The 19944-nt window shown below is 74.4% G+C and carries 17 protein-coding genes; 16 read left to right on the forward strand and 1 reads right to left on the reverse strand.

What is annotated here, in order from left to right; genetic code table 11:
* The first annotated feature begins 46 nt into the window (after positions 1-46).
* From IEV86_RS06575 to IEV86_RS06615, 9 genes are all read left to right on the forward strand, one after another.
* Positions 47-973 carry a flagellar motor switch protein FliM gene (locus tag IEV86_RS06575; RefSeq protein ID WP_052426546.1) on the forward strand — a complete coding sequence of 309 codons (927 nt, stop codon included), beginning with the start codon at positions 47-49 and terminating at the stop codon, positions 971-973.
* Positions 973-1698: a flagellar motor switch protein FliN gene (gene fliN / locus IEV86_RS06580; RefSeq protein WP_188484597.1), complete on the forward strand. Its 726-nt coding sequence runs from the start codon at positions 973-975 to the stop codon at positions 1696-1698. Before IEV86_RS06575 ends, fliN begins: the two co-directional genes overlap by 1 nt.
* 19 nt (positions 1699-1717) lie before the next feature.
* On the forward strand, positions 1718-2272 hold the full coding sequence (locus IEV86_RS06585) for a FliO/MopB family protein (protein ID WP_052426531.1): 555 nt from the start codon (positions 1718-1720) through the stop codon (positions 2270-2272).
* Positions 2269-3132 carry a flagellar type III secretion system pore protein FliP gene (gene fliP, locus IEV86_RS06590; protein ID WP_052426532.1) on the forward strand — a complete coding sequence of 288 codons (864 nt, stop codon included), beginning with the start codon at positions 2269-2271 and terminating at the stop codon, positions 3130-3132. Before IEV86_RS06585 ends, fliP begins: the two co-directional genes overlap by 4 nt.
* Entirely contained in the window at positions 3132-3404 is a 273-nt protein-coding gene (fliQ, locus tag IEV86_RS06595) for a flagellar biosynthesis protein FliQ (RefSeq protein ID WP_043609740.1), read from the forward strand. Before fliP ends, fliQ begins: the two co-directional genes overlap by 1 nt.
* 1 nt (position 3405) lies before the next feature.
* Positions 3406-4182, forward strand: a complete 777-nt coding sequence (locus IEV86_RS06600) for a flagellar biosynthetic protein FliR (protein WP_043609743.1) — start codon at positions 3406-3408, stop codon at positions 4180-4182.
* Between the two features lie 4 nt (positions 4183-4186).
* Positions 4187-5308 (forward strand): EscU/YscU/HrcU family type III secretion system export apparatus switch protein, encoded by a 1122-nt coding sequence (locus IEV86_RS06605; RefSeq protein ID WP_052426533.1) that lies wholly within the window; start codon positions 4187-4189, stop codon positions 5306-5308.
* Positions 5309-5378: 70 nt separating this feature from the next.
* Positions 5379-7448 carry a flagellar biosynthesis protein FlhA gene (locus tag IEV86_RS06610; RefSeq protein WP_043609745.1) on the forward strand — a complete coding sequence of 690 codons (2070 nt, stop codon included), beginning with the start codon at positions 5379-5381 and terminating at the stop codon, positions 7446-7448.
* Complete coding sequence (locus IEV86_RS06615) at positions 7420-8733, forward strand: hypothetical protein (RefSeq protein ID WP_188484598.1); 1314 nt, start codon at positions 7420-7422, stop codon at positions 8731-8733. Before IEV86_RS06610 ends, IEV86_RS06615 begins: the two co-directional genes overlap by 29 nt.
* 12 nt (positions 8734-8745) lie before the next feature.
* Here IEV86_RS06615 and IEV86_RS06620 read toward each other — a convergent pair whose 3' ends face one another.
* Positions 8746-9642, reverse strand: a complete 897-nt coding sequence (locus IEV86_RS06620) for a DUF1444 domain-containing protein (RefSeq protein ID WP_043609807.1) — start codon at positions 9640-9642, stop codon at positions 8746-8748.
* Positions 9643-9804: 162 nt separating this feature from the next.
* Here IEV86_RS06620 and csrA point away from each other — a divergent pair, with 162 nt between their 5' ends.
* The 7 genes from csrA (at position 9805) to IEV86_RS06655 (ending at position 19791) form a co-directional block, all read left to right on the forward strand.
* Positions 9805-10044 carry a carbon storage regulator CsrA gene (gene csrA / locus IEV86_RS06625; RefSeq protein WP_043609805.1) on the forward strand — a complete coding sequence of 80 codons (240 nt, stop codon included), beginning with the start codon at positions 9805-9807 and terminating at the stop codon, positions 10042-10044.
* A 157-nt stretch (positions 10045-10201) separates the two neighbouring features.
* Positions 10202-12892, forward strand: coding sequence for a chemotaxis protein CheA (locus IEV86_RS06630; RefSeq protein ID WP_052426534.1), 2691 nt, complete (start codon positions 10202-10204; stop codon positions 12890-12892).
* Positions 12889-13308, forward strand: a complete 420-nt coding sequence (locus IEV86_RS06635) for a chemotaxis protein CheW (protein ID WP_043609802.1) — start codon at positions 12889-12891, stop codon at positions 13306-13308. Before IEV86_RS06630 ends, IEV86_RS06635 begins: the two co-directional genes overlap by 4 nt.
* A gap of 34 nt (positions 13309-13342) precedes the next feature.
* On the forward strand, positions 13343-14626 hold the full coding sequence (locus tag IEV86_RS06640) for a methyl-accepting chemotaxis protein (protein ID WP_229734526.1): 1284 nt from the start codon (positions 13343-13345) through the stop codon (positions 14624-14626).
* A gap of 48 nt (positions 14627-14674) precedes the next feature.
* The gene (locus IEV86_RS06645) at positions 14675-16390 is read left to right on the forward strand and encodes a methyl-accepting chemotaxis protein (protein ID WP_052426542.1); all 1716 of its coding nucleotides are present in this window, start codon (positions 14675-14677) and stop codon (positions 16388-16390) included.
* 25 nt (positions 16391-16415) lie between these two features.
* Positions 16416-18011, forward strand: a complete 1596-nt coding sequence (locus IEV86_RS06650; RefSeq protein WP_043609858.1) for a methyl-accepting chemotaxis protein — start codon at positions 16416-16418, stop codon at positions 18009-18011.
* Positions 18012-18024: 13 nt separating this feature from the next.
* Positions 18025-19791, forward strand: coding sequence for a methyl-accepting chemotaxis protein (locus IEV86_RS06655; RefSeq protein ID WP_052426541.1), 1767 nt, complete (start codon positions 18025-18027; stop codon positions 19789-19791).
* Positions 19792-19944: the final 153 nt, after the last annotated feature.

Consider the following 19944-nt stretch of genomic DNA (forward strand, 5'->3'; position numbering starts at 1 on the left):
GCCCGAAACCCCTCATGGGCCCTGACCTGCCGCCGATGTGCTGGCCGTGACAGTCCAGGAGGCGCCCGGCTCGACGCGGCGCAAGCGGTCCGGAGTGCCGGAGGTCTACGACTTCCGCCGCCCGATGACGCTCGCCCGTGAGCACGCGCGAGCCCTCGAGATGGGCTTCGAGACCTTCGCCCGCCAGTGGGGCACGCAGCTGACGTCCCGCCTGCGCGTCGTCGCGCAGGCCACGCTCGACACGGTCGAGATGCGGTCCTACGACGAGTACGTCCGCTCCCTGCCGCCGATGACCACCATGGTCCTGTGCGGCGTCGAGCAGGGCCGGTCGACCGCCGTCCTCCAGCTGCCGAGCGACGCGACGATGCTCTGGGTTGACTACCTGCTCGGCGGCCCCGGCCTCGCCTCGGGCCCCGACCGCGAGCTCACCGACATCGAGTGGCAGCTCGTGCGCGAGCTCCTCGGCCACGCGCTCGCCGACCTGCACTACGCGTTCGCGTCCATCTGCCCGCTCGACGTCAACGTGAAGTCGGTGCAGTACGCGCCCCAGTTCGTCCAGGCCGCCGCCGCCTCGGAGCCCGTCATCATCGCGTCGTTCACGATGCAGCTCGGCAAGCACGAGAGCACCGCGACGTTCATGGTCCCGGCCGAGGTCATGCTCGCCCAGCTGCTCGCCGGCGAGGCGCTCGACTCCCGCACCGTCGACGAGGTCCGCGAGCACGAGCTCGCGCTCGACGCGATCGCGGGCCAGGTCCAGGAGGTGCCCGTCAGCATCGGCGTGCGCTTCCGCCCCCAGACCGTCGCCGCCGCCGAGATCGCGACGCTCGCCCTGGGCGACGTCGTCCCGCTGCGGCACCGCGGCGATCAGCCCCTCGACGTCGTCATCGGCGACGTCGTCCTCGCCCGCGCTGCCATGGGCGCCAACGGCTCGCGTCTCGCCTGCCTCGTCGTCACCTCCGAGGAGAACCACTGATGGCTTCCACCCGCACCACGGCCGACACGGACGCCGTCACCACGGCCTCCGCCGCCGCGGCCGAGCTCGCGCGGCTCCTGCCGTCGAGCGTCCCGCTCGACGTCGCCCCGGTCACGGCCCTGCCCGCCGACGACGCCGTCGCGGTCCGCGCGACGTTCGTCGGCGCGACGAGCGCCGACCTCGTCGTCGTCGCCGACGCGGCCGTCGCCGAGGCGCTCGCGGGCGCCGGCGGCACCGTGTCGCTCGCCGACGCGCTGCGCCCCGCGCTCGAGGCCGCGTCCGCGACGCTCGGCGCGGGCGTGCTCGACGCCGCCGTCGCGGGTCCGCTCGCGGGCGGTCTCGACGACGACGACGTGGCCGCGGTCGCGCTCGTCGCGGCTGACGGCACCGCGCACGCCTGGTTCGGCCTGCGCCTGCGGCCCCGTCCCGAGTCGGTCCCGCAGCAGCGCTCGGCCCCGTCGCAGCGCGGTGTCGACGACCGCTCGGCCCTGCGCCTCCTGCACGACGTCGAGATGACGCTCACCGCGGAGATCGGCCGCACGCGGCTGCCCGTCCGCCAGGTCCTCGAGCTCGTGCCCGGCACGGTCCTCGAGCTCGACCGCGCGGCCGGTGCTCCCGCGGACGTCATGGTCAACGGCCGGCTCGTCGCGCGCGGCGAGGTCGTCGTCGTCGACGAGGAGTACGGCATCCGCATCACCGAGATCGTGGGGAGCGAGGGCGCCTGAGGCGCTCTCGGGGAACGTCATGGACACGTCGTCGGTGGTGCTGGGCCTGCGGGTCGTGCTCTCGCTCGCGTGCGTGCTGGGCCTGATCTGGTACGCCAACCGGCGCCTCAGCGGGACCGGCCGGGCCGGCGCCGCGGTGCGCCGCATCCGCCGCGCCCAGCCCATGACCCTCGTCTCACGTCAGAGCCTCGGCGGCAAGAACGGTCTCGCGCTCGTGGACGTCGGCGGCCGCCGCCTCGTCCTGGGCGTCGGTGAGCACGGCGTCACGCTGCTCACCGAGGTCGAGCCCCCCGCACCCGAGCCCGAGGACGACGTGCACGACGCACGCGTCCCCCTGACCGCCGAGGAGCTCGCCGCGCTCGCGGGCGACGACCTCGACCTCCCGGACCTGGCCGGCGCCCTGCCGGACGTCCCCTCCGACCTGTCCTCGCTCGAGGACGCCCCCTCGTCGACACCCGCGGCACGGACGCCTGCGGTCATCGAGCCCCGCAACCCTCTCGAAGGATCGATCCTGGACGCCACGACGTGGCGCCGGGCGGTGGTTGCGGTGCAGGAACGGACCATCCGTCGTTGAGAACCGCCCCGGCCGACCTCGACCGGGCGACCCCGGGCCGGCAGCACGCGGCCCGGTGGGTCGCCCTCGTGCTGCTCGCCCTCGTGGCCGCGGTGCTCCTCGTGCTCGTCGGGGGAGGCGCCGCGCACGCCGCGGTCGAGCCCGTCCCGCCCACCGACCCCACCGCCCCGACGGCGCCGGCCACCGAGCCGTCCGTCTCGGTCGACATCAACGGCCTCGACGGCACCCCCAGCAGCTCGATCGTCGTCCTGCTGACCATCACGCTGCTGTCGGTCGCACCGTCGCTGCTGCTCATGATGAGCAGCTTCACCAAGATCTTCGTGGTGCTCGCGCTGACGCGGAACGCGCTCGGCCTCACGGGCGTCCCGCCCAACCAGGTGCTCGCCGGGCTCGCGCTGTTCCTCAGCCTGTTCGTCATGGCGCCCGTCGTGTCGTCCGTCAACGACATCGGCGTGCAGCCCTACCTCGACGGCACGCTCACGTTCAGCCAGGCCGTCGAGGCCGGGTCGGGACCGCTGCGCGAGTTCATGCTCGCCCACACGCGTGAGGACGACATCGCGCTCATGACGCGCGCCGCCGACCTGCCCAACCCGGCCTCGCCCGCGGACGTCGGCATGACGACGCTGATCCCCGCGTTCATGCTGTCCGAGCTGCGGTCGGCGTTCATCATCGGGTTCGTCGTCTTCGTGCCGTTCCTCGTCATCGACATCGTCGTCTCGTCGTCGCTCATGGCGATGGGCATGATGATGCTCCCGCCCGTCATGGTGTCCCTGCCCTTCAAGCTCCTGCTGTTCGTCCTCGTGGACGGCTGGGGCCTGATCGTCACGGCGCTCGTCGGCAGCTACACCGGGGCGGGCTGATGGACACCGCAGCGATCCTCGACATCGGGCTCGACGCGATGGTCCTCGCGGCCAAGCTCTCCGCGCCCCTGCTCGTCACGGCGCTCGTCGTCGGCTTCGCCGTCTCGCTCCTGCAGTCGATCACGCAGGTGCAGGAGGTGACGCTGAGCTTCGTGCCCAAGGCGATCGCCGTCGCCGCGGCCCTGCTCATCGCGGGCCACTGGATGATCGCCGAGACGGTCGCGTTCACCCAGGAGCTCTTCGCCCGCATCCCGTCGCTGCTGGGCGGCTGACGTGAACCTCACGATCCCCCTCGCGACGATCGAGGTCGTCATGCTCGCGGGCGTCCGCATCGCGGCGTTCCTCGTCATCGCGCCGCCGTTCGCGCACGGTGCGGTCCCCGGGCGCATCAAGGCGATGCTCGCCGTCGGGATCGGCCTCGCCGTCGCGCCGCGCGCGGCGCGCGCCGAGGGGGCCGGCACGTCGATGGCGGCAGGGACGGGCCAGTTCCTCGCCGACCTCGTCATGCAGGTCGTCATCGGCGCGGCGCTGGGGTTCCTCGTGATGCTCGTGTTCTCCGCGGTGCAGGCCGCGGGCAACATGATCGACCTGTTCGCGGGCTTCCAGCTCGCGGCGGCGTTCGACCCGATGAGCATGAGCAACGGCGCGCAGTTCAGCCGGCTGTACCAGATGACGGCGACGGTCCTGCTGCTCGTGACCGGCGCCTACCAGGTCGTCATCGGCGGCCTCGTGCGCACGTTCGACGCGCTCCCGCTGGGCACCGGGCTCGACCTCGCGAAGACGGCGTCCGCGGCCGCGACGGGCCTGACCGACATGTTCGTCGCGTCGCTCCAGGTCGCCGGGCCGCTCATCGCGGTCCTGTTCCTGGCGGACGCAGGCCTCGGCCTGCTCACGCGCGTCGCACCCGCCCTGAACGCGTTCGCGCTCGGGTTCCCGCTCAAGATCCTCATGACCGTGACGCTCGGCGCGGCCGCGTACCTCGCGCTGCCCGAGGTCGTCGGTGCGCTCACGGGCGACGCCGTCGGCACCCTCCTCAAGGTCGGGAGGTGACCTGATGGCCGACGAGCCCCCCGGCGGCGAACGGTCCGAGAAGGCCACCCCGCAGCGGATGAAGAAGCTGCGGCGCGAGGGGTCCCTCCAGCGCTCGCAGGACGTGTCCGCGTGGCTCGGCGTGGGTGCGGGCGCGCTCATGCTCCCGTACGTCATCGACTCCGGGACCGCCGCGGCGCGCGAGCAGCTCGCGGCCGTGCGCCGCGTCATCGCCGAGCCGGACCCCGCGCTCGCGGTCACCGCGCTCGGCGACGGCCTCGCGTCGGTGCTGCTCACGGTCGCACCGCTGCTCGCCGTCGTCGTGCTCACCGCGATCGCGGCGGCCGCGTCCCAGGGCGGCATCCACGTCTCCGCGAAGAAGCTCAAGCCGCAGTTCCAGCAGTTCAACGTCGTCAAGGGCCTCAAGCGCGTGCTCGGCCCCGAGGCGTGGTGGAACGGCGTCAAGGCCGCGCTCAAGGCCGCCGCGATCGGCCTGGTCCTCTACGTCACCGTCCAGGGCCTCGTGCCGCTGCTCCTCGGCTCGGGCTCGCACTCGCTCGGGCAGATCCTCGACACCGTCGGCGGCGGCGTCGCCGGGCTGCTGCGCACGGGCGTCGTCGCGGGCCTCGCGCTCGCGGCGGCCGACGTGGTCGTCGTCATGCGGCGCAACCGCAAGCGGACCCGCATGACGAAGTACGAGATCAAGCAGGAGAACAAGCAGAGCGAGGGCGACCCGCTGCTCAAGGGCGCGATCCGGTCCAAGCAGATCGCGATGAGCCGCAACCGGATGATCGCGGACGTCGCGCACGCCGACGTCGTGCTGGTCAACCCGACGCACGTCGCCGTCGCGCTGCGCTACGAGCCGGGCACGGGCGCGCCGAAGGTCGTCGCCAAGGGCGCCGGCCACGTCGCGGCCCGCATCCGCGCGGTCGCGGCCGACAAGCGCGTCCCGATGGTCGAGGACGTCCCGCTGGCCCGCGCGCTGCACAAGGCGTGCGAGCTCGGCCAGGAGATCCCGCCGCACCTGTACGTCGCCGTCGCGCGGATCCTCGCGTTCGTCATGGCGCTGCGCCGTCGCGGCAGCGCGACCGGCACGCACAAGGCGCCGGGCGGCCCCACGCAGATCCCCGAGGAGGCCGCCGCATGAGCAGCGCCCCCAGCACCAGCACCAGCACCCGCGCCAGCACCAGCACCCGCACCGGCCAGGAGGTCCTCCGATGAAGGGCAAGCAGATCGCCCAGCTGGGCGTGCCGATCGGCGTCGTCGGCGTCGTGCTCCTGCTCGTCGTGCCGCTGCCCGCGGCGATGCTCGACGTGCTCATCGTCCTCAACATCGCGCTGTCGCTCGTCGTGCTGCTGACCAGCATGTACATCAAGCGGCCGCTCGACTTCTCGGTGTTCCCCTCGATGCTGCTCGTGCTCACGCTGTTCCGGCTCGGGCTCAACGTCGCGTCGACCCGGCTCGTCCTGGGCGACGGCTACGCCGGGCAGGTCATCGACGCGTTCGGGCACTTCGTCGTCGGCGGCTCGCTCGTCATCGGCCTCGTGATCTTCCTCATCCTCGTCGTCATCCAGTTCGCGGTCATCACCAACGGTGCGGGCCGCGTCGCCGAGGTCGGCGCGCGGTTCACGCTCGACGCGATGCCCGGCAAGCAGATGGCGATCGACGCCGACCTCAACGCGGGCCTCATCGACGAGGACACCGCGCGCAAGCGCCGCGCGGACGTCGCCGCCGAGGCCGACTTCTACGGCGCGATGGACGGTGGCTCGAAGTTCGTCAAGGGCGACGCCATCGCGGGCATCATCATCACGATCATCAACCTGGTCGGCGGCTTCGCGGTCGGGATGCTCCAGATGGGCATGTCGGCGGGCGAGGCGATCGAGCGCTTCAGCCTCCTGACCATCGGCGACGGCCTCGTCACGCAGATCCCCGCGCTGCTCATGTCCGTCTCGACGGGCCTCATCGTCACGCGCGCCACGAGCGAGGGGAGCATGGGCGAGACGGCGAGCACGCAGCTCACCCAGAGCCGCACCGCCCTCCAGATCGCGGGCGCCGCGGCGATCGCCCTCGCGCTCGTCCCCGGCATGCCCAAGCCGCCGTTCCTGCTGGTCGGCGCCGCGCTGCTGCTCGCGGGGCAGCGGATCAAGGCGCGCGACGCCGCCGCCGAGCGGGACCTCGCGCTCGCCGAGGTGCAGCAGGTCGCGACGGGCGGGCCGTCGGCCGACACCCCCGAGGCGCTCATCGAGCAGATGCGCGTTCACGCGCTCGAGATCCTGCTCGCGCCCGACCTCGTCGACATGGTCGGCTCGGGCACGGACCAGGACCTGCTCGCTCGCGTCCGCGGGCTGCGCCGCAAGATCGCGATGGAGCTCGGCATCGTCGTGCCGCCCGTGCGCACGCGCGACTCGGTCGACCTGCCGCGGTCCACGTACGTCGTCAAGATCGCCGGCGTCGAGGTCGGCCGCGGCGAGGCGCCCGGGGGCCGGGTCCTCGCGCTCGGCGACAACCTCGACGGCATAGGCGGCACGCCCGTCGTCGAGCCCGTGTTCGGCCTGCCCGGCAAGTGGATCCCCGCCGAGCTGCGGCACGCCGCCGAGATGGTCGGCGCGACCGTCGTCGACCGCGTGTCGGTGCTCATCACGCACCTCGGCGCGATCATCGACGCGAACGCACCGCGCCTGCTGTCGCGCGAGGACGTCCGGGTGCTCACCGAGGGCGTCAAGCAGGTCAACCCGTCGGTCGTCGACGAGCTCGTCCCGAGCCTGCTCACGCTCGGCGAGGTGCAGCGCGTCCTGCAGGGCCTGCTCGCCGAGCAGGTGCCGATCCGCGACCTGTCGCGCATCTTCGAGGGCCTCACGCTCCGCGCCAAGGTCAGCACCGACGTCGAGGGCCTCGTCGAGGCCGCGCGCTCGTCGCTCGGCCCCGCGCTCGCCGCGCCGTACGCGCACGACGGCGTGCTGCGCGTCATCACGCTCGAGCCGTCGCTCGAGCAGCACCTCATGGAGGCCATGCGCCCGTCCGACGGCGGGACGCAGCTCATGCTCGAGCCGCACCGCATGGACCACCTGCTCTCCACGCTCCGCACGACGGCGGCCGCGGGTGAATCCTCGGGCCGCGAGGCGGTGCTCGTGTGCGCACCCGTGCTGCGTGCGGCGCTCCGGCGGACCGTGGTGCTGGCCCTGCCGACCCTCCCCGTGCTGTCCTACAGCGAGGTGACGGGCGCAGGCCTGCAGATCGAGACGGTCGGAGTGATCCACGATGCCCAGGCGATTGCTGCTCGAGGGTGAGGACCTGCCCGCCCTCATGGCGCGCGTCAAGGCGGAGATGGGGCCGGGCGCCCGGATCATCAAGGCCGAGAAGGTGCGCACGGGCGGGGTCGCGGGCTTCTTCGCACGCGAGCGCTACGAGCTGACCGTCGAGGTCCCCGAGCCGGAGACCGCGCGCCGACCCGCCGGGCGGGGGCGCGCGGGCGCCGGCTCAAGAAGCGGCGCGTCCGGGGCTGCCGGCGCCGGGACCGGCGGGGCGGTCGGGGCGGTCGGGATCGAGGCGCTGCTCGCCGCGGCCGAGGCGGCGGAGTCCGACGACGGCGGTGCGGGGGGCGCCCGGTCGTCGGCGGACGCAGGGACCGCGGAGCCGCCCGTGGTCTCGACCTCGTCGCCGTCGTTCGCGGAGATCCTCGAGTCGATGCGGCAGATGGTCGGGCCCGCCGGGGCGTCGGCCGCCGAGGGCTCCGCGCCGCCGCCCGCCGTGCCGGCGGAAGCGCCGGCGTCCGACCTGGCCGGAGCCGACACGTCGGCGCAGGCCGGGCCGGACGTGGGCGCCGGGGAGGCGTCGTCGGCCGAGGTGGTCGAGGACGTCCCGGCCGACGCGGTCGAAACCGACGCCGTCGTCGAGGCCCCTCCGCGGCCCGGGAACGGGTCGAGCGTGAGCGCGCTGCTCGAGCTCGGCGTGCCGACGCGGCTGCTCCAGGGCTTCAGCAGCCCCGACACGCCGCTGCCCCTGTCGGTGCTCGTGCGCCGGTTCGACCGGCCGCCGACGCTGCGCGCGCTGCCGGGCGGGGTGATCGCCGTCGTCGGCGCGCCCGACCTCGCGCTGCGCACCTCGATGCAGATGGCGGCCCGGGCGGGCGTCGAGCCGCAGGACATCGTGCTCGCGGGCGCGATGCCGCCCGTCGCGGGTCACGGTCGGCGGCTGCAGACGCCGTCGGCCGTCGCGCGCGCCCGGGCCCGCATCGCCGAGGACGTGCCCACCATCGTCGCGGTCGGCGTGGGGGAGGAGCGGTCCGACTGGACGCTCGCGGCCGACATCCTCGACGCGCTCACCGCGCACCAGGCGTGGGCCGCGGTCGACGCGCGGCGCAAGCTCGTCGACGTGCGGCGCTGGATGCGGGCCGTGGGCGCGCACCGGCCGTTCGACGCGCTCGCGGCGTGCAACACGTTCGACGCGCAGGCGCCCGGCGCGGTGCTCGGGCTCGGGACCCCCGTCGGGTGGGTCGACGGCCTGCCCGCGACGCCGGTCGTGTGGGCCGCCGTGCTCAGCGAGCGCCTCGCCGACGACGCCCGCTGGGACTGACCGGGGCGCTGGTCAGTCGTCGAGGAGGCCGAGGTCGCGCATCGCGCGCTCCAGCTCGCCCTCGACGCGGACGCTCGTCGACCCGTCGGGCTCGTGGTGGGTCACCTGCTCCCACACGCCGTCGCGGACGAGGTAGACGTGCTCGCTCACGCCGCCCGGCTGGTCGCTCTCCTCGCTCGCGATCCCGAGGAGCGCCTGGACGGCCTGCGGCAGCTCCGGTCCGCCGAGGACGTGGAGGGCGACGACCTGCCGGTTGGGCAGGACGACGAGCACGCCGCCCCTCGGCCGCTCGACGCCGAAGTCCTCGCGCAGCAGGTCGTCCATCACGAGCGCCCGGCTCGCGTTCATGAACCCGCCGCCGCTCAGGTGGATCGTCGCGCCCTGGGACTCGATCGTCGTCGTCTGGTCCGGTCGCAGCCGGCGGAGGTTCGCGAGCCCGACCTCGCGCACCGCGTCCCAGCCGCCGAGCAGCCCGACGGTCTCGGCCGAGTCGACGAGGCTCACGTGCTCGGGGTGGTCGATCGCGGGCAGCACGACGAGGTCGCCGACCAGGGGCCGTGCCGCGGACTCGATGCCGGGGTCGCCGCCCGCGAGCGTCTCGACGTGGACGACGCGCAGGTAGAGCGTGTCGCGGACCTCGTCGAGCGACCGGGCCTCGGGCGTCGCCTCGGCCACGAGGAGCTGGGCCACGTGCGCGGCGACCAGCCGGCCCCAGCGCCGACGCGGGTTGAGCGACGCCAGGTGCGCGATGCCCGCGGTCCCGTACGTGCGGCCGTCGGCCGCGCGGAGCGCGCCGTCGTCGGGCACGGTCTCGATGCCGTGCTCGGCGAACTCGCGCTGCAGCAGCGCCACGACCTCGCGGTGGTCCCCCTCGCCGAACGTCCGACGTCCTCGTCCGAACAGACCCACGACGGCCCCCTTCCTCGTCGCGCGCGACGCTAGCGCGCCGTCGGCGGTGCGCGGCAGGGCCGGTGGTGTGGAAGCGGGGCTGCGTCGGCGCGGCGGGCCCGTGAGCGACCGGGATGCGCGCGCCCCCAGCCATCCGGAGCCGCACGGGATACCCTCGCCACCATGCTGGTCCTGTCCCGCCGCGTCGGTGAGCGCCTGGTCATCGGTGACGACATCGTCATCACCGTGATCGACGTGCGTTCCGACGGCGTGCGGATCGGCATCGACGCCCCGCGCCACGTGCGGATCAACCGTGCCGAGGTGCTCGAGGCGGTCAAGCAGGCGAACGTCGAGGCGGCCTCCGCCGACGACGCCGCGGTCGACGCCCTCCGGGCGCTCCGGCCGCCCACGCCCGGCGCCTGACGGCCGACGACGGCCGACGCCTGACGGCGGCGCCCCACCTCCCGGCGAAGGATCACCCGCTCGTGGGCGACCCCACGCCTCACAACGTCGTGCGGGGGGCCGATCGGAGCGGCGCCTGACGGATCCGCCGTCTCGCGCTGCAGCCATGGAGGGCGCCGTGGAAGACCTGGACGACATCGTCCACGAGTTCCTGGTCGAGAGCCACGAGAACCTCGACCAGCTCGACTCGGACCTCGTCGCGCTCGAGAGCTCACCCGGGTCCCGTGACCTGCTCAGCAGCGTGTTCCGGACGATCCACACCATCAAGGGGACGTCGGGCTTCCTCGCGTTCGGCAAGCTCGAGCGCGTCACGCACGTCGGGGAGAACCTCCTCGTCGAGCTGCGCGACGGCCGACGCGTCATGGACCAGACGACGACCGACGTGCTCCTGCGCATGGTCGACTCGGTGCGCGCGATCCTCCGTGCGATCGAGGCGAGCGGCGGCGAGGGCGACGTCGACGTCGACCCGGTCGTCGACGCGATCCGCGCGGTCCTCGACGGCACCGTGACACCCGCGACCGAGCCCGCCGCGCCGACGAAGGGCAAGATCGTCCCGCGCGCCAGGCGGACCGCGAAGGCGGCCGCTCCGGCCGAGGCCCCGGCCGAGCCTGTTGCCGGGCCTGTCACCGAGCCCGCGCCCGAGGTCGCTCCCGCCCAGGCAGCCACCGAGGTCGCTCCCGCCGCGCAGGCATCGGCCGCCCAGGCCTCGGCGGCCGAGCACGCGCCCGAGGCCGTCCTCGTCGCTCCCGCCGTACCCGCCGTACCCACCGCCACCGCCGTCGCAGGCCCGCCGCCCGCGGCACCCCCCGCGGCGTCGTCGTCGGCGCCCGCACCGATCCAGCCGGAGGCCACCGTGCCCGACGCGACCCCCGTCCACCCCGCCGCGGTGCCGCCCGCGTCCGACGAGGCGACCGCCGTCGCGCCGTCGCCCGCGCTCCCGCGCGGGACCTTCCAGCGCCTCGCCGAGGTGCCGCACCCGCACGAGCCCGTCGAGCCCCAGGCGCCCAAGGCAGCCGCCGCGGCGCCGACGGAGGCCGCGCAGGACGCGCCGCAGGGCCGCTCGGCGGCCGAGTCGTCGATCCGCGTGGACGTCGACCTGCTCGACGCGCTCATGCGGCAGGTCGGCGAGCTCGTGCTCGCGCGCAACGCGATCACGCGCCTCGCGGACGACACGACGGACATCGACCTCGTGCGTGCGTCGCAGCGCCTGAGCCTCATCGCGTCCGAGCTGCAGGAGGGCGTCATGAAGACGCGCATGCAGCCCATCGAGCACGTGTGGTCCAAGGTCCCGCGCATGGTGCGCGACCTCGCGGCCGCGTGCGACCGGCAGGTGCGGCTGGAGATGGTCGGCGGCGACACCGAGCTGGACCGCTCGCTGCTCGAGGCGATCAAGGACCCGCTGACGCACCTCATCCGCAACGCCGTCGACCACGGCATCGAGCACCCCGACGAGCGGGCCGAGGCCGGCAAGCGCCGCGTCGGCGTCGTCGCGCTGCGCGCGTTCCACGCGGGCGGTCAGGTCGTCGTCGAGGTCACGGACGACGGCAAGGGCATCGACCCCGAGAAGGTCGCCGCGAAGGCCGTCGAGCGGGGCCTGCGCACGTCGCGCCAGGTCGCGACGATGGCGACGCAGGAGCTGCTCCAGCTGCTGTTCCTGCCCGGCTTCTCGACCGCCGAGGCGGTCACGAACGTGTCGGGCCGGGGCGTCGGCATGGACGTCGTCCGCACCAAGATCGAGGCGATCGGCGGCACGGTCGAGGTCGAGTCCGAGGTCGGTCGCGGCACCACGTGGCGTCTGCGCATCCCGCTGACGCTGGCGATCATGCCCGCGCTGACGGTCGAGTGCGACGACCAGCTCTACGCGATCCCGCAGGTCAGCCTGCTCGAGCTCGTCGCCCTGGACACGCAGACGTCCGGCGGTGCGATCGAGTACGTCCGCTCCGCACCGGTGTACCGGCTGCGCGGCGAGCTGCTCCCGCTGGTCGACCTGCGCGAGGTCTTCGGCGCGGGGGAGCGGGCCGAGGGCGGCAGCACCGTCATCGCGGTGCTCCAGGCGGACACGCAGCGCTTCGGCCTCGTGGTCGACCGCGTCCTGAACACCGAGGAGATCGTCGTCAAGCCGCTGTCGGGCCGCCTCAAGGCGATCGGGCTCTACGCGGGCGCGACGCTGCTCGGCGACGGGCGCGTGTCGCTCATCCTCGACGTCCAGGCCATCGGCCGCCGCGCGATGGCGACCGAGATCGGCGAGGCGTCCCGCGCGGTCGGCACGCACGATGCCGCCGAGCGGCGCGAGACCGTCCAGGTCCTCGTCGCCGGCATCGGCGGCGACCGTCGCGTCGCCATCCCGCTCGCGACCGTCACGCGTCTGGAGAAGCTGCCCGCGGCGATGGTCGAGCACGTCGGCGGCCGCGAGGTCGTCCAGTACCGCGGCTCGATCACGCCCGTCGTGCGCCTCGACCGGATCCTCGGGTCCGCGGTCGCGGACCGCGACGAGCTCACCGTCGTCGTCTCGACGCGCGGCGCGCGCAGCGTCGCGATCGTCGTCGAGGAGATCGTCGACATCGTCGACGACGACGCCGCGGCGCACAGCGACCTCGGCGACCACGGGCTCGTGGGATCGACGGTCCTCAAGGACCGCGTGACCGAGCTCCTCGACGTCCGCACGGCCATCGCGGCCGCGGACCCGCTGTTCTACGCGGAGCCCGAGCGCACCGCGCAGGACGACCCGTTCGACGGGGCCGACGTGGCGGCGCTCGCCACGCTGGCCGGAGCGCGCGTCGCCGACGCGCTGACAGGGAGTGTGCGATGAGCCGCCAGCTCGCCACGTTCGTGCTCGACGGCGCCCGGTACGGCGTCGACGTCCTCAAGGTGCAGGAGGCGCTGCGCTCGCAGGTCCGCACGCCCGTCCCGCTCGCCCCCGGCGGCGTCGCGGGCCTGGTCAACCTGCGCGGTCAGGTGGTCCTCACGATCGACCTGCGCGTCCGCCTCGGCCTCGCACCGCTGGCCGACGACGCCGAGCCGATGATGGTCGTCGTCCAGGTGGACGGCGAGCCGATCAGCCTGCTCGTCGACGAGATCGGCGACGTGATCGACGTCGACACCGACCAGTTCGAGTCGCCGCCCGAGACGCTCGACCCGTCGCTGCGCGACGTGATCCTCGGCGCCTACAAGCTCGACACCGGCCTCCTCCTCGCGCTCGACGTCGAGCGCGCCACCGCGGCCTGAACTCCTTCCCCCGCTCACCCTCCGGAGGCACCTCGTGACCACCCTCGCCGACCGCCCGCGCACGACGCCGGCGCGTCCCGCCCCCCGTCCGGCCGCGCAGCGTCCCGCTGCCCAGCGCCCCGCGCCGCAGCGCCGCCCCGCACCCGCTCCCGCGGCGCGCCGCAGCCCGCTCGCGAACCTCCCGTTCGTCGTCAAGGCCGGGATGGTCGCGACGTGGCCCGTCGTCGCCCTCGTGGTGATCACGGTGCTCTCGGCCAACCCGCCGAAGGCGGACGCGAACGGCGAGATCCCGTCGGCGGCGCCCATGCTCGCCGGGGTCACCATCGTCGCCGTGGTGGCGACGGTGCTCAGCGCGATGTGGCTGGCCCGTGCGACGGGTCGCGCCTTCGCGGGGCTCCAGCACGTCGCCGAGGGCCTGGCCACCGGTGACCTCACCCGGCGCACCGGCATCGACCAGCGCGACGAGGTCGGTCGCGTCGCGGCCGTGCTCGACGCCGCCGTGGCGGACCTCGCGGGCACGCTCGACCACGTCGTCGGCAGCTCGCAGCACGTCGCCGAGAACGTCGAGCGGCTCACGTCCGGCAGCGCCCGCGCGGGGGGCGACGCGGCCGAGGCGTCGGCGCAGGCGGGTGTCGTGGCGGCGGCCGCCGAGCAGGTCTCGCGCAACGTGCAGGCCGTCGCGGCCGGCGCCGAGCAGATGGGCGCGTCGATCCGCGAGATCGCGCAGAACGCGACGCAGGCCGTGAAGGTCGCCGAGCAGGCGACCGCGGTCGCGGCGTCGACCAACGAGACGGTCTCCAAGCTGGGCACGTCGAGCCAGGAGATCGGCAACGTCGTCAAGGTCATCACGTCGATCGCGGAGCAGACGAACCTGCTCGCGCTCAACGCGACGATCGAGGCCGCGCGCGCGGGGGAGGCCGGCAAGGGCTTCGCCGTCGTCGCCGGTGAGGTCAAGGAGCTCGCGCAGGAGACCGCGCGCGCGACCGAGGACATCGCGCGGCGCGTCGAGGCGATCCAGGGCGACACGGCGGGTGCGGTCGAGGCGATCGGTCAGATCTCGCAGATCATCGCGAGCATCAACGACTTCCAGCTGACCATCGCGTCCGCCGTCGAGGAGCAGACCGCGACGACGACCGAGATGTCGCGCGGCGTCGCCGAGGCCGCCATGGGCTCGGGCGAGATCGCCGCGAACATCACGGGTGTCGCGACCGCCGCGACCTCCACGAGCAGCGTCCTCACCGAGATGGGCGAGTACGTCTCCGAGCTCTCGACGCTCGCGGGCGAGCTGCGCTCGCGGCTCCAGGGCTTCTCCTTCTGACCTGACCGACCCAGTCCACAGCACCCGCCCCCGCCCCCGGGAGGACCGATGAGCACGACGACGACGTCGCACGAGACGGAGCACGAGGTCGACGACCTCCCCGTCCCGCGCCGTCGCGCGGCCCTGCCGGGCGGGGTGGGTGGGGCGCTCGCGCGGGTGCTCGGCGGGGTGCGCGGCCTCGTCGCCGACCGGTCGGTGCGGACCAAGATCGTCGCGCTGCTCGTGACGTTCGCGGTCGTCGTCGCGGGGGTCACGGCGGTCGCGGTCGGCACGCTGCGGTCCGTCGCGAGCGCGACGGGCACGCTCGTCACGCTCCGGTACGGCGTCGACGGCCCGCTCGCGGACGTCCTCGAGGCGCGGACGCGCTCCGAGCTGCTGGTCTCCCGGATCGCGCTCGCGCAGACCGAGAGCATCCAGCAGATGGCGGTGCGCGACATCGAGGAGAACGACACCGTCATGGCCCGCGCGATGGGCCAGTTCGAGGAGGGCACCGCGCGGCTCGGCATCACGCCGCCCGAGTGGGCGTCCGTCGTCGACGGCTGGGAGCAGTGGACTTCCGTCCGCGACGAGCAGCTCGTGCCGGCGCTGCTCGCGGACGACATCAACCGCTACACCAACGCGTGGAACCAGCGCGGCGCACCGCTGCTGCAGTCCGTCGACGGCAACCTCGGCCGCGTCGAGACGGCCGTCGGCACGGCCGCGACGGGTGTCGCCAAGGACGCCGAGGTCAGCGCCCAGGCCGCGCCGCGCGTCATCGGCGTCGTCGCGGGCGCGGGCCTCGCGCTGGCGCTCCTGCTCGGGCTCGCGACGACGCTCGGCATCACGCGTCCGCTCGCCCGCATGCGCCGGTCGCTCAGCGCGATGGCCGACGGCGACCTGACGGTCCGTCCCGAGGTCGGGACGCGCGACGAGGTGGGCCTCATGGCGGAGGAGCTGTCGGTCGCCCAGGACGCGCTCGCGCGCACGCTGCGCGACGTCGGCGACGTCGCGGCGACGGTCGCGTCGTCGGCGGACCAGGTGCTCGCCGCCGCCACCGAGATCCTGCGGTCGGCGCAGGAGACGAGCGAGCGCACGGGCGTCGTGGCCGACTCGGCGGCCGAGGTCGACCGGCACGTGCAGGCCGTCGCGTCGGGCGCGGAGGAGATGGGTGCGTCCATCCGCGAGATCGCGCAGCACGCCGCCGCGGCCGCCGAGGTCGGCGGGCAGGCCGTCGAGCACGCGCGCCGCACGTCCGTCACGGTCGCCGAGCTCGGCCGCAGCGCGGAGGAGATCGGCGAGGTCGTCAAGGTCATCACGTCGATCGCGGAGCAGACCAACCTGCTCGCGCTCAACGCGACGATCGAGGCGGCACGGGCCGGCGAGGCGGGGCGGGGGTTCGCCGTCGTCGCCGAGGAGGTCAAGGAGCTCGCGCGCGAGTCGGGCCGCGCCGCGGACGACATCGCGCGCAGGATCGCCGACAACGCGACCCGCACGACGTCCGCGGTCGACGCGATCGACCGGATCAGCGGGGTCGTCGACCGGATGAACGCGTTCCAGGTGACGATCGCGAGCTCGGTCGAGGAGCAGACCGCGACCACCACCGAGATGTCCCGCGGCCTCAGCGAGGCGGCTGCCGGCTCGGGCGACATCGCCCACACCGTCACGGGCGTCGCGTCCGCGGCGGCCAGCACCACCGCACGCCTGTCCGAGGTCGACGCCGCCGCGCACGAGCTCGCCCGACTCTCGGGCGAGCTCCGCTCCCGGCTCGCCGCGTTCACCTACTGAGCCCCCCCACCCCCCGAGGAACCCCATGTCGACCACCACCCCGCGCCGCTCGGTCTCGGTGCGCACCAAGATCCTCGGCCTCGTCGGGCTGTTCGCGGCGGCGTCGGCCGTGAGCGGCGCCGTCGCGGTGACGTCCCTCGGGGCGACCGCCGCGAGCAGCACGACGATCAGCCGGCTCGAGGCCGAGGTCGGCCGACCGCTGCAGACCGTGCACCAGGGGCAGCTCAAGGCCCGCATGATCGCCGCGCAGGTCGCCGCCGCCTCGACGCAGGAGGGCAAGTCCGCGTGGCTCTCGGACCAGGTCGCGAACGACGCCGAGGTGACCGAGGCGATCCTCGCGTTCGGCGACGCGGCGCCCGAGGAGGTCCGCGGTGAGTGGCAGACGTTCCTCGACGGCTGGGAGGGCTGGAAGGCGGTCCGCGACCGCGAGCTCGTCGGCGCCGCGCTGCGCGACGACCGCGAGACGTACACCCAGGTCCTCACCGAGCGCGCCGAGCCGCTCAAGGACGGCTACGTCGACGCGCTCGACGCGACCGCCGCGAGCGTGACGGCGCACTTCGAGGACCTCGCCGCCGAGGCGGACGCCACCGCGGCGGCGTCGCGCACGCTCATGCTCGTCGTGATGGTCGCGTCGACGCTCGTCGCGCTGGCCGTCGGCGTCCAGCTCGCGCGCAGCGTGCGGCGCAACCTCGCTGCGGTCCAGGGCTCGCTCGAGGCGATGGCCGACGGCGACCTCACCGTCGAGGCCGACGTGCGCAGCGGGGACGAGGTGGGCCGGATGGCCGCCGCGCTCGCGACGGCGCAGGAGTCGCTGCGCCTCACGCTGTCCGAGGTCGGTGAGGCGTCGGCGACGCTCGCGGCGGCGACCGAGGAGATGTCGGCCGCGGGCGAGCAGGTCACCGCGTCGGCCGAGGAGACGTCCGCACAGGCCGGGGCCGTCGCCGCGGCGTCCGAGCAGGTGTCGCGCAACGTCCAGGCCGTCGCCGCCGGCACGGAGCAGATGGGCGCGTCGATCCGCGAGATCGCGCAGAATGCGACCCAGGCCGCGCGCGTCGCCGCCCAGGCGACCGACGTCGCGGTGACCACGACGCGCACCGTCGAGCAGCTCGGCACGTCGAGCCAGGAGATCGGCGCGGTCGTCAAGGTCATCACGTCGATCGCGGAGCAGACGAACCTGCTCGCGCTCAACGCGACGATCGAGGCCGCGCGCGCGGGGGAGGCCGGCAAGGGCTTCGCTGTCGTCGCCGGTGAGGTCAAGGAGCTCGCGCAGGAGACCGCGCGGGCGACCGAGGACATCGCGCGGCGCGTCGAGGCCATCCAGGCGGACACCGCGGGGGCGGTCGGCGCGATCGGCGAGATCTCCCAGATCATCGCGACGATCAACGACTTCCAGCTGACCATCGCGTCCGCCGTCGAGGAGCAGACCGCGACGACGACGGAGATGTCGCGCGGCGTCGCCGAGGCCGCGACCGGCTCGGGCGAGATCGCCCTCAACATGACCGGCGTCGCGTCGGCGACGTCGACGTCCTCGCAGGTGCTGGCCCAGATGCACGACTCGGTCGCCGAGCTCGCGCGCCTGTCCACCGACCTGCGCACCCGCCTGCAGCAGTTCACGTACTGACCCGGAGGTCACGATGGCCCGCAGGACGACGCGTCGCCGCCCCGCCCGCGCCGGCGGTGCCCCCGACGTGCCCGCGCCCGCCGCGGGTGCGGGCACCGTCGCCGCCGCCGCCGCCGACGACGCCACCACCGCCGACGACGACGCCGACGACGACGCCCGTCCGGCTCCTGCCGCGGCACCTGCGCGCGGGGGGCTGAGCCGGCTGCGGCGAGGGACGTCCATCCGGACGAAGCTCGTCGCGCTCGTCGTCGTCTTCGGCCTCACGGGCCTCGGCCTCGGGCTGCGGACCGTGTCCTCGATGCAGGTCATCGCGGGTGCGACGGGCGACCTGGCGCGCCTCCAGCGCGAGGTGTCCGCTCCGCTCGCGCGCCTGCAGCAGCACCAGGCCGAGTCGGGTGCGATCGTCGCGCAGATCGCCGCGGCCGAGACCGAGGGCGTGCGCAAGCCGTGGCTCGCGCGGCTCGGCACGGTCGACACCGCGGTCGAGATGGAGATCGCGTCGGTCGAGGCCGGCGGCGGCGCCGACCTCGAGGGGTGGCAGGACTTCGTCACGGGCTTCACCGCGTGGCAGGACCTGCGCGACGACGAGCTGCTGCCCGCGGCGCAGGGCACCGACCAGCAGGCGTACGAGCGCGTGCTCGGCAACGACGCGGAGCCGCTCGTGCGCGCCTACCGCGCGGGGCTCGACAGCGCGCAGGCCGACATCGCGGTGCGCATGGAGGCCGTCGCCAAGGCGGCCGAGGACCGGGCCGCGATGTCGCTCAAGGTGCTGCTCGTCGTCCTGACGAGCGTGCTCGGCGTGCTCATCGGCCTCGGGCTGCGGCTCGCCGTCGGCATCCGGCGCGCCGCCGAGACGGTCCAGCGCACGCTGGACGCGATGGCCGACGGCGACCTCACGGTCGAGGCCGACGTGCGCTCGCGCGACGAGATGGGACGCATGGCGCAGTCCCTCGCGACCGCGCAGGCGTCGCTGCGGACGACGCTCGCGGGCGTCGCCGAGCGGGCCGGCGCGCTGTCGGGCACCGCGCAGGACCTCGCGGGCGCCGCGACGAGCGTGACCGACGCCGCCGGGGAGGCGAGCGCCCGGACGACGGTCGCCGCCGACGCCGCGCGCCAGGTGAGCCGGAACGTCGAGGACGTCGCGGCGGGCGCCGAGCAGATGGGCGCGAGCATCCGGGAGATCGCGCGCAACGCGGGCGAGGCGGCCACCGTCGCGACCGGCGCGGTGTCCACCGCGCGGTCGGTCGCCGAGGCCGTCACCGACCTCGGGCGCAGCTCCGCCGAGATCGGCGAGATGGTCCGCGTCATCACGAGCATCGCCGAGCAGACCAACCTGCTGGCCCTCAACGCGACCATCGAGGCCGCACGGGCGGGCGACGCGGGGCGCGGCTTCGCCGTCGTCGCGGGCGAGGTCAAGGAGCTCGCGCAGGAGTCGGCGCGCGCGGCCGAGGACATCGCCCGCCGCGTGTCGACCAACGCCGAGCGCACGCACGCGGCGGTCTCACGCATCGAGGACGTCACGCAGGTCATCGGGACGATGCACGACTACCAGGTCACGATCGCGTCGGCCGTCGAGGAGCAGACCGCCACGACAGCGGAGATGAGCCGGTCCGTCGCGCAGGCCGCGCAGAGCGCCCGCGAGATCGCCGAGAACCTGGGCGGCATCGCCGAGGGCTCGGCGACGGCGACCCAGGTCGCCGAGGGCGTCCGCACGGGCTCAGACGACGTCGCACGCATGTCCCTCGAGCTCGACCACGCGGTCGGCGCGTTCCGCTTCTGACCGGGCGGGCCGCTCCCGCCCGGACCTCCCGCCCAGACCCTCCCGCCCGGACCCTCCCGCCCAGCCCCAGCTCAGTCGTATCTCGACGAGGGGCGCGGGCTGTGCGCGTATCACCCGCTCCTCGGGGCTGGGAGGCCTCATCCGGACCCCGAC

This window comes from Cellulomonas carbonis (assembly GCF_014636275.1).
Classification (GTDB): domain Bacteria; phylum Actinomycetota; class Actinomycetes; order Actinomycetales; family Cellulomonadaceae; genus Actinotalea; species Actinotalea carbonis.